The sequence below is a fragment of the Psychrobacter pasteurii genome (assembly GCF_900162815.1).
In the GTDB taxonomy this organism is placed as follows: domain Bacteria; phylum Pseudomonadota; class Gammaproteobacteria; order Pseudomonadales; family Moraxellaceae; genus Psychrobacter; species Psychrobacter pasteurii.
In genome coordinates this window covers 1-9,893 of record NZ_FUGD01000134.1, presented here as the reverse complement: position 1 = coordinate 9,893, position 9,893 = coordinate 1, and the positions used below count along the sequence as shown (strand labels likewise).

Genomic DNA, 9,893 nt, shown 5'->3' with positions numbered 1-9,893 from the left:
ATAGCAACACGCTATGAAAAGCTAGCACGCAATTTTAAATCTATGCTTTACCTAGCTTGTACTATTATTCACTGTAAGTTAAATTGAGGACACGCCCTAAATATTGCAGGCATAAAAAAAGAGTCGAATCAAAGCGATCGACTCTTTTTTTAGATATAAACAACAGAAGTTTTAAATATCAGAAGCTCTCAACCAGAGATTAAAACTCAGCGCTGGCTAAATCAGTACATAAGGCCAAGTTCTCATCACGAGAGTAACTTAAAGTCCAGTTACGGATACTCGATAAGACGGCCTTATAATCTTGTTGGGTAGATAAATAGCGTATGGCCGCTTTTGGGTTTTCAATAGACGGCAACATTTGCTTTAGCTTTTGATTGTAAGTTTTATGGAAGATATGTTGTTGTCTACGGTTTAGCATCGGAGGACATACTTCTGCTAATACCTGCAGTACAGCAATCTCATGCGTAGTGGCCGTGGCACGTGATAGGTCAACAGGGATAGTGGTCTGGGCTGCTTGTGCTAAGGTTGAGCCCATGAATGCGACAGACCCAATAAAGGTTGAGATGACCAATTTACGGGTAGCATTGCTTACAGAGCTAGTTACATAGCCACTTATCGAATTACTTAAAAAATTTATCATAAGTTTTTTCATAGTCATTATCATCGTAATTAGAGATAAGTCATCTATTGATACTGCAGAATAATCATGACCTTAAGGCAATGGTTAAACTGATATCACTTAGATCTTTAAATCAAAAAACACATTTTAGAATTTAGGTATAATTTTTATTGAGCTTGATTCAATCGCAAAATAGTTAAGCTGCCAATTAAGTAGTTAGTTATATATATTATTTAGTTATATATTAGAGGTCTCAATCTGACGGCTTACTTTTACTTTATTCTACTCTCTATTATCGCACTGTTAATTTACACAGATGTGTACCGATTGTGATTTATGTCATCAAAAGAGTAAATCAACATTGCAAGTGAGGTTATAATCTTAACCTATAATTGCACCCTTGTGGAATAAGAGAGGGTAATGGTTTTGCTAAAATCATTTGTTTAGAAAATATTGCCTAATCACAGTTATTATATTAACAGCTTTCAAAGTTGTTACCCTAACCAAGCCTGTATGCTATGTAAAGAATCGTTATAACAGTTTCTTGTATATTGACATACGTTGCTGAGCGATTAGGATACTCAGTTATGGATAAATAATTGATTGGTATAATAAGCGGTAATTGCATCTAACCCTTAAGCATGAAGGAAGATGGCAAACGTCGAAATCCTAGGCTATCTCAATCTAAGCCATATGAGTAAGTTATCGTGGCCAAAGCTCAAAAAACCATCAGTTCATCTACTTTTTTTTAATTTGTCGTTATTGTGTTTTTTATAGGGAGACATCTATGTCCAGTATTTTTTTGACAGGCAGTAATGAGACGACTCAATTGACTGTCGGCTCTAAGCTTAAATCAGCCACTAAGCTAAAAGGATTGGCTTTTGCGGTATTGGGTGGTGCTTTGATGCTATCAGGCTGTGCTACTAAGCCTACGTATCAATCTACAGGCCCTGTGGTACAAGTGGATGCTCGTGGTGTCCCCAACTTCTATAAAGTTCAATCAGGTGATACAGTGAGCCATATTGCGGCTCGTTATGGGCTTAACTATCGTCAAATTGGGGCTTTAAACCGTTTAGACAGCCGTTACACTATTTATGCTGGACAGTGGCTAAAGCTCTGGGAGGGTGGTGGTACTGTTGCGGCTAATAAGCCGGTCAACACTAGACCTTCGACACCAGCAGTACAGACCAGACCACAAGTTAATGCCCCAGTTTATACACCACCAACAACCACTTCTACCAAAGGCTATGGCTATCCAACCAACAACCCAGTGGTGAAAAACTTTAATGCCAACTCAGGCGATATGGGCATGTGGTTCAGTGGCAGTATGGGCGACCCTGTTATGGCCAGTAAGGCAGGCGTGGTTATGTATGCGGGTAATGGCTTACCTGAATACGGTAACTTGATCATGGTGAGACATGATGCTCGTTACATCACAGTTTATGCCCATAACAGTCAGCTTCTAGTAAAAGAGGGCGATCAAGTGCAGGCAGGTCAACGCATCGCCACTATGGGAAGCACAGGGCAGACTACTATGGTTGGCTTACAGTTCCAGGTTCGTGAAAATGGTACGCCTATTGATCCAAGAGCCGTGCTTGGTCTTTAAGATTTAACTTGGGACTACCCGCTATCCCTATAAAAATACACCCTGCAACAAAAAACACCCTATCCATATGGATAGGGTGTTTTATTATAGGTCAACCTTAATTAGTTGAATGCAGTCTTAGTTAAAGATTTCTACGTAAGCGTTAGCACGAAGCTCTTGTAACCAGTCTTCTTGAGCTTGTGGGGCTAAGCGTTGGAATAAAGCTTCGCGGGCAAGGTTGCGCTTAACAGTATCGCTCACGTCTTTTTCACGTACCCCTTCAACTTTTAGGATATGCCAACCAAACTGTGATTTAAATGGGGTAGAGAAGTCACCTTCAGGAGTGCGCTTCATCATCTCTTCAAATTCAGGCACCATTTGACCTTCTGTGACCCAGTCTAAGTCACCGCCACGGCCTGCAGAACCTGGATCGTCTGAGTAAGTGGCAGCTAATGCCGCAAAGTCAGCATCACGGCGTAGCTGCTCATACAAGTCATTTACGCGCTGTTCTACTAGAGCATCACTGTTGCGCTCATCTGTTTTTACTAAGATATGGCGAACTTTCCACTGAGGGATAATCATATTATCGCTGTTACGCTTATCTACCAGTTTCACCACGTCAATACCTTCAGGGGTGATTTGTGGGGCTGTTACTTGTCCGATCTCAAGTGGAGTGATTTGTCTAGCAATATCCGTGGGTAGGCCTGACGCAGGGTGATAGCCCATATCACCGCCTTGTACTGGGGCCACGTAGTTTTTGGCAATACCTGAGCTTAGCTGAGTTAAAACAGCTTGGGCATCATTCGTAGTTTTAAGTAACTCTTGGGTTTGTTGAGCAATTTGCATCGCGGTATTCTTTTCGCTTTCTGTAATGCGATTATAGTCATCACTAAAGGGAATACGAATATGAATGGTGCGATATTCAGTGCTTTGTAGCTTTTGGGCCTCAGGAGATGCTAAAAAAGCATCAATGTCATGTTCGGTAATACGAACTCGGTTAGATACCTGGCTTTTTTGTAGTGCTTTTAAGGACTCTTCTTCGATCACTTGAGCTCGTACAGCAGCATAGCGACCTGGTTGTTTGGCATCCAAGGTTTGCTGTAATTCAGATAAAGAGGTTAGGCCTTGAGCTTGGGCTAAGCGAGCCAAGCTTTCATTAACCGCATCAGGGCTGGGTCTGATTCCCGCTCTTTGAACCATATCCAACTGTAGCTCACGCAAAATCAGGCTGTTTAGCACTTCACTTTGTAAGCGTTGAGCACTAGGGACAGGCTGCCCACTGGCTTGGATACGCATTTGAGCTGAGGCCACCGCTGTTGCTAAGTCGCTTTTTAAAATAGGCGTGTCATTTACTAAAGCAATGATGCCGTTGCTACTTTCGCGGGCAGAAATAGGGGCTTGGGCGGTAGCGGCTTCAGGATTTGTGGCTGCAACTGACTGAGCAGCAGTTGCTGAGTCTGCAGCTTTATCCTCAGCCTGTGCTGTTACGCTGAAAGCACCTACTACGGTAGATATCAATAGAGCTTCAGTCAGTTTTTTTAGACTGAATTTTGAGATCCCCAAAGCATTGGTTTGTGAGCAAGAGTGCTTTGATTCATAGTGCTTAGTATTTAATGCTGTCATAATTAGCCTGTTTTTAGCTTGAGTATTGCCTATAAAAGTTTTTATAGAGCAGTAATTCGTTAAAAATTTATTAAACCTATTTTAATTCACAAAATTTATAGGGTTAAGGTATAAGGTGTTTATTTATAAAAATTATTTTTTCCATAAGTAGTCGACGGGTTCCAACCCTAGAATCTTATCATCTAAGTGCTTAGTTAAACGGCTTCTGGTATTCCCAAAGCCATTGATTCTAAATTCTGCCATGACGGCACGGTTTGGTTTGTCTTCTAAGTTCAAGTCATTATAGTAACTACGGCCATAGATTGAAAACCCATAACAACAATCTTCATAATCTATACCAACTGTGGCATCAATAAATTTATTGTCATCCATGTCAAATTGACCTTGACCTAAAAATCTCCAGTTCTCATTAATAGGGATGATGGTCGAAGCCGTCAATGCGGATAAAGCAGACTGATTGGTAATAGGGTCTTGTTTGCGTTCAATCACACCGAAGTTAATTAAGCTGTTTGGTGTGGGGTTATAGCGAACTTGGCTGGTAATATAGTTAAGATTATTATCTGAGTCTAAAGCTCCATTGAAATCTAACCATAAATTGCGATAAGGCTGTAAACTTGAGCGCCAAGCCACTCCAGTAGAATTAGCATCTAAAGTCCCTTCATCCGCCTCTAGCCCCACTTTAGGCTTATTTATGAAGAACTGATCGCCAATACCCCCATCAAATCGAGTAATCCCCATCGAATCAATATATCTATAATTTAGACCTACTGCTACGCTGTTATTGTCAGCAATTCTATCATGGCCTAAGAACCAGCTATCGGCAAACAATTGATCATAATCAAATGAAGCGATACGGGTGTCGAAGTTAGGGATAGCGCTTTGATTTTCATAAGGGGAGTAGCTGTACTTGATGCGAGGAGTCAATAGCTGATAGCCTCCCATGCTGTTGTCAAACCAGCCAAAAGGAGAGCCAGCACTATAAAAGTTTAGCCCTGAATCTACGCTGAAGCTGGGTACGAAGACCGACTGATCATTATCATCTTTTGACACATTATTATCGAGACGGCTTTCTTCATCATAAGCGGTATACAAGTGCTGTAAGCTAACCTTAGGTTTAACAAAGCCCCAAGTCTTCTCTACAGGGTAACTGGCACTGATTTTATTATAGAGTCGAACCCCGCTTTTCTCGCTTTCAGAGCCATCATTGATTGACTTCTTAAAATAAGCTGAGTCGTGTGTTCCAGTAACCACAAAGTTATCCAAAACATTATTAACTTGAGGCAGACGATAATCGATAGTCAACTGCGGTAAGCGAGAATAGGGCTTATCTTTATCCTCAATGACATTGCCTTTAGCATCTGTGGCTTTTAGAGTTTGGAAGGTCTCTACTTTTAATTCAGCATCAACAAAGTCATCATAGTATTTAACTCGGCCACGTCTGGGTAAGTTTAGACGGTTTTCAACTAAGCCGTAGTCATCAAAGTCATTGATATAATCAGGGTCAGAAACGTAACTATAAACAGCATCTGCTGTTAAACGAGGAATGGTCTCTGAAGCCCAGTCATGACGATAGAAAACTCCGGCTCTATCTTCATCATCGTATTTTTTGTCTTTGGGCATATAGGCGGTGGTTAGCTGACCTTGGCCATAGTTCTCGGTCAAGTAACGCATTTCACCGGTAATCATTGGATTACGGTTGGTATAGACATCAGTGGTTATGGTGGCGTCATACTGAGGCGCTAAGTTTAAATAATAAGGGACGCTTAGCTTTAAACCGCTATCACTATCAATACGAGCACTTGGGGTTAATAAACCACTACTGCGGCGGTCATCTACTGGGAAGTTAAAATACGGCAGATATAATACCGGTACATTGCCCAGACGGAAGGTAGCATCATAGGCTTCGCCGCGCCCACTATCAGTATCAATGTCTATTTGCTGTGCTTCTATCTGCCATTTACGATCGGTAGGCGGGCAGGTAGAAAACATAACTTTTTCAAGCTCATAACGTGAATCGCTTGGTTTATTTAGTCGCTGCGCATAACCATGAGCTTGCATAGGAACGCTGGCAAAAGCCACATCATAGGCTGTCGCCTTGCTACTATTGGTATCGTAGGCCAGCTCCTCTGCTACGGCAATCATTCCATCACTGCTATTTTTAAAGGTGCGTTTTTGATTGTCAGCTTGGGGTGACTTCCTAGACCCAGATTCTGCGAGCAGCACACCCCCTTTTGCCCCAGCCACACCTGTATTTAGGTCTAGTGCGATTTGATCGGCCGTCACTAGCTTACCATCTTGCATAATCTCTACATTACCAGCAAGCTCGACATAGGTCTCATTATCATAGTAGCCATAGTCAGCAACAGCATGTAGCGGCAGACCATTGGCGGTAGACAGCCCATCTTGTTGCTGCGCTCGTTGAATGGCTTGTTGGTAGTTGGCGTCGGCTCCAGCCGTATTGGGAGTCACCCAAACCCCTTCACAGCGATAGGCTGAGGCATCATCTGATTTATAATTAAAGACATTAGGAGCGGCAACAGGGGCAAAAGTTTGAGCTTCAATAGCCCGAGTACGATCTACCGAATTATCAGCGTTTGCATTATTAGAGTTATTGATACGCTCACGTAATTCTTCAGACTGTAGTTGATAAAACTCTGACAGACGCTCTAAGCTCTTTTGGACCGAATCTTCTTTAAAGGTCGAAGCTAAGGCTTTTGAGTCTTCTACTTTCTTACTGACTTTTGAGCTTTTAGAAGCAGTCTCTTTCTTAGAAGAGGACTTTGTATCCGCAAAACCTTTACCAGGGTTGGGATTGGTTGGTGCTCTTAGCTCAGTTTCATTGTTGGTATTGTTGTCACCAACTGAATCATTGGTTGAGGATATAGGCTGGTTACGATCTGGTACTACTGGTGTAGTAGTAGGCTGTAAATACTCATCTTCAGGATAACTTATGGGGTTTTGAGTAATGGTGTTATCAGCTAAAGTAGGTTGTACAGTCTCAGCTTTATTTTCAAATCCAACAGCTTCTAAGGCATCTTCTTGGGTTTGTGCCACATCATTATTTGAGGCAGTCGAGCTGTTTTTAGAGGCATCGTTCGCTGGGTTTGAAGTAGAAGAGAGTTTTTTATAAGTAATTTTTGAGGCATCTGTTAAGGTAGTAATCTGCTCTTTAGTGGCGGGTTGAGTGCTAGAGGCAGCCACACTGACAGCTTCTGCTGAATCAAGAGAAGAGACAGTTTCAGCCTGCGGGCTAACAATAGCGCCATAAGCACTGGGCACGCTAATGAGCAGCGGTAAGCTGATGACTAAGCGACTTGTGTAATGCGGTTGGCGTGATAAGTCACGGCAAGCACGCAATATACTGCGGTAGAGTTGCGAGTACAGCAAGAGATTACCTTATTGAGTTAAAAACATTTAAATCTTACCCTAACCAAAGAGCCCCTATTTATAAAGGCTTGCTTAGGGCAATCGCTACATTCTAATCTTGTATCAAGCTTGGGTTGAATCAATGCTTATTATCTTTTATTAGCTTAATATAATCTACTTTATATCAACCTAAAATTATAAGTTTTCATCTATAAGCTTTTGAAACGACCTCTATTATATAGGCTTGTGTCATGATAGTGAGGATATAAATCTGCAATATCTTATCATAGTCAAAAAAAGGCAAATCAGCTACACTATATGCTTTGAAATATAAGCAAGGTATTTTGAAACATAAGTCAGCCGCTTTATTTAGCCTATGGTTAAGTTTAAGCTGATTTGTCACACAAGATATCTTAAATCAGTTTTGAAACTAGAGTATTATTCATAATTTTACGCTCATATCCTATTGGCTAACTGTTAAAGATTTGTATGAGCCTCACATACCCGTATTTTTATTCAATATAAAAGCAATTTAACTATGACAAATCCAGAAACAAATTCTCCCACTGCTGTTGATACCGCTCCTATAACAGCCAACTCTGCAGCAGCCTATCATACCGAGCAACGCTATGAGCAGCTTCTTGAATTTATTGAAGCGGCTTTTCCTAGTCACAAAGTTCGTGTTGAAAGCCTACCAGGGGATGCCAGTTTTCGCCGTTATCACAGAGTGTATCTCGAAGGTAAAGCGAATGATGAGTCTGCTAGCACAGATAGTAGCGGTCAAGCCTTAGATCCAAGCTATATCGTCATGGATGCACCGCCTCAGCTTGAGTCTATTGAAAGCTTCGTGCGTATAGATAACCTGATGGCTCCTAAAATTAATGTGCCTACTTTGCTTGCGCAAGATGTTGAACAAGGCTTTTTAGTCCTACAAGATTTTGGCAGCATTGAATTTGCTCATTTAATTGCAGAGGCCAAGGTTAAGCAGGATAGTGGCCGTATTGATGAGCTTTATCGTTGGGCGATTGACTGTTTGTTACAGTTACAAACGCTTGATATAGAGAAGGCCAAAAACAACTTCGCTGTGCCTGACTATGATGCTGCTACCTTAAAGCGTGAGATGGAGCTATTTACTGAATGGTTCTTACCTTATATTGATCAAGAGTTGACCTCTGAGACGCAAACTATCTGGCAAGATTTTACTGGGGCATTAATTGAGAAGCTTCTGCAGCATCCTGCAGTCGTGGTGCATAGAGATTACCACAGCCGCAACTTAATGCAGGATCAGTATCACAGTGCTGAGCTTGGAGTCATTGATTTCCAAGATGCTTTGATTGGCAGTTATACTTATGACTTGGTGTCTTTGGTAAGAGATGCTTATGTGGATTGGAGCGAGTCTCAAGTTGAAGCTTGGATTGAATATTATTGGCTGCAAAGTAAGCAGGTGCATGCGGCTACAGCAGAGACTCTTACAGAATTCACCAGTCAAGTGAACTTGATGGGCATACAGCGGCATCTTAAAGTGCTTGGCATCTTTATTAGATTGGCAGAGCGCGATGGAAAAGCCCGTTACCTAGCTGACATTCCAAAAGTATGGCAAGACTTGATGATAGAAATGAAGTGGCTAAGCCAGCACGGAGATACTCAAACACAAGCCTTCATCGAACCTGCTTTGCAATGGTTACAGCAACATATTGAGCCTAAATTTAAGCAAAAATTTGCGTAATTGATGAGTCGTTCAAAAACCAGTATTGATAATTCACCCAAAAGATAAGGTTTATCATGAGTACTAACCTAGCCACAAATTCAGCATCTAATTCAAGCGGTAAGTCGATTACCCAAGCCATGATTTTGGCGGCAGGCAAGGGGACACGGCTGCGCCCGCTAACTTTAACTACGCCTAAGCCTTTAGTTGAAGTGGGTGGTCAGCCACTGATTGTGTGGCATATAAAAGCCCTTAAAGCAGCTGGGATTGATGATATTGTTATTAACACCTCATGGCTGTCGGATAAATTGATGGCGGCACTTGGAGATGGTAGTCAATATGGTGTGAAGATTCATTGGTCTGTTGAGGATGGGGAACCCCTTGAGACAGCAGGCGGAATTGCCAAAGCACTGCGCGATGGCCATCTGAAACCTTCCCCCTTTATCCTAATTAATGGGGATGTCTGGACCGATTATGATCTGTCGCAATTAACTGACTATGTGATGACGCCTGATCAACAAGCTCATTTATTAATGATTAATAACCCTGAGCATAACGCTAATGGCGACTTTGCAATTAATAATGGTTTGGCCAGCGAACAGGCTGTTGCTGAGGCACAGAAGTACACTTTTGCTGGGGTTAGTGTTATCTCTCCTGACTTGGTTCAAGACATTGCTCAGGGACAGGTTGCCCCTTTAGCTCCCTTTCTTAAGCAAGCTATGATGAAGTTACAGGTCACTGCTGAAGTCATGCATGCGCATTGGGTAGATGTAGGCACGGCTGAGCGTCTTGAGCAAATAAATCAAAAGATAGCCTCTGAAGGCGCAGGGGCTCATAAAGCCAGCACGGATTAAGCTAAGCATAAACTGACTTAAATTTATAGCGAAAAACCGGTCCTTTATCACCAGTCGCCGTAAAACCACCCACTTCAGGGGGTGGATATAAGGCGACACACACTGTCGTAAGAAGTCGTTAAAGGGTTGTAAGTCAAAATT

Annotated in this window: 6 protein-coding genes and 1 pseudogene; 4 read left to right on the top strand and 3 right to left on the bottom strand. The window is 42.0% G+C overall.

From position 1 onward, the window contains the following. Nucleotides 1-87, top strand: a pseudogene (locus tag A1232T_RS13955) (IS5/IS1182 family transposase); the annotation flags it as partial. A gap of 112 nt (nt 88-199) precedes the next feature. Here the strand turns inward: A1232T_RS13955 and A1232T_RS11985 are convergent. After that, nucleotides 200-640, bottom strand: coding sequence for an MCR_0457 family protein (locus A1232T_RS11985; RefSeq protein ID WP_167367079.1), 441 nt, complete (start codon nt 638-640; stop codon nt 200-202). Between the two features lie 766 nt (nt 641-1,406). Here A1232T_RS11985 and A1232T_RS11980 point away from each other — a divergent pair. Beyond that, nucleotides 1,407-2,225 carry a peptidoglycan DD-metalloendopeptidase family protein gene (locus tag A1232T_RS11980; RefSeq protein ID WP_077449629.1) on the top strand — a complete coding sequence of 273 codons (819 nt, stop codon included), beginning with the start codon at nt 1,407-1,409 and terminating at the stop codon, nt 2,223-2,225. A 117-nt stretch (nt 2,226-2,342) separates the two neighbouring features. Here A1232T_RS11980 and A1232T_RS11975 read toward each other — a convergent pair whose 3' ends face one another. Both A1232T_RS11975 and A1232T_RS11970 read right to left on the bottom strand, forming a co-directional pair. Next, complete coding sequence (locus A1232T_RS11975) at nt 2,343-3,827, bottom strand: peptidylprolyl isomerase (RefSeq protein WP_077449628.1); 1,485 nt, start codon at nt 3,825-3,827, stop codon at nt 2,343-2,345. 132 nt (nt 3,828-3,959) lie between these two features. Then, nucleotides 3,960-7,214 (bottom strand): LPS-assembly protein LptD, encoded by a 3,255-nt coding sequence (locus tag A1232T_RS11970; RefSeq protein WP_167367078.1) that lies wholly within the window; start codon nt 7,212-7,214, stop codon nt 3,960-3,962. Nucleotides 7,215-7,731: 517 nt separating this feature from the next. On the opposite strand from A1232T_RS11970, the gene A1232T_RS11960 reads away from it, so the two are divergent. Both A1232T_RS11960 and murU read left to right on the top strand, forming a co-directional pair. Next, nucleotides 7,732-8,919, top strand: a complete 1,188-nt coding sequence (locus A1232T_RS11960) for an aminoglycoside phosphotransferase family protein (RefSeq protein ID WP_208606953.1) — start codon at nt 7,732-7,734, stop codon at nt 8,917-8,919. Nucleotides 8,920-8,975: 56 nt separating this feature from the next. Next, nucleotides 8,976-9,752 (top strand): N-acetylmuramate alpha-1-phosphate uridylyltransferase MurU, encoded by a 777-nt coding sequence (gene murU / locus A1232T_RS11955; RefSeq protein ID WP_077449626.1) that lies wholly within the window; start codon nt 8,976-8,978, stop codon nt 9,750-9,752. The last annotated feature ends 141 nt before the right edge of the window (nt 9,753-9,893 follow it).

What these genes read in the sequence shown, in the direction of transcription:
- A1232T_RS11985 (WP_167367079.1), bottom strand. Translation starts at nt 640, where the DNA reads ATGATAAATTTTTTAAGTAATTCGATAAGTGGCTATGTAACTAGCTCT.
- A1232T_RS11960 (WP_208606953.1), top strand. Translation starts at nt 7,732, where the DNA reads ATGACAAATCCAGAAACAAATTCTCCCACTGCTGTTGATACCGCTCCT.
- A1232T_RS11980 (WP_077449629.1), top strand. Translation starts at nt 1,407, where the DNA reads ATGTCCAGTATTTTTTTGACAGGCAGTAATGAGACGACTCAATTGACT.
- murU (WP_077449626.1), top strand. Translation starts at nt 8,976, where the DNA reads ATGAGTACTAACCTAGCCACAAATTCAGCATCTAATTCAAGCGGTAAG.
- A1232T_RS11975 (WP_077449628.1), bottom strand. Translation starts at nt 3,827, where the DNA reads ATGACAGCATTAAATACTAAGCACTATGAATCAAAGCACTCTTGCTCA.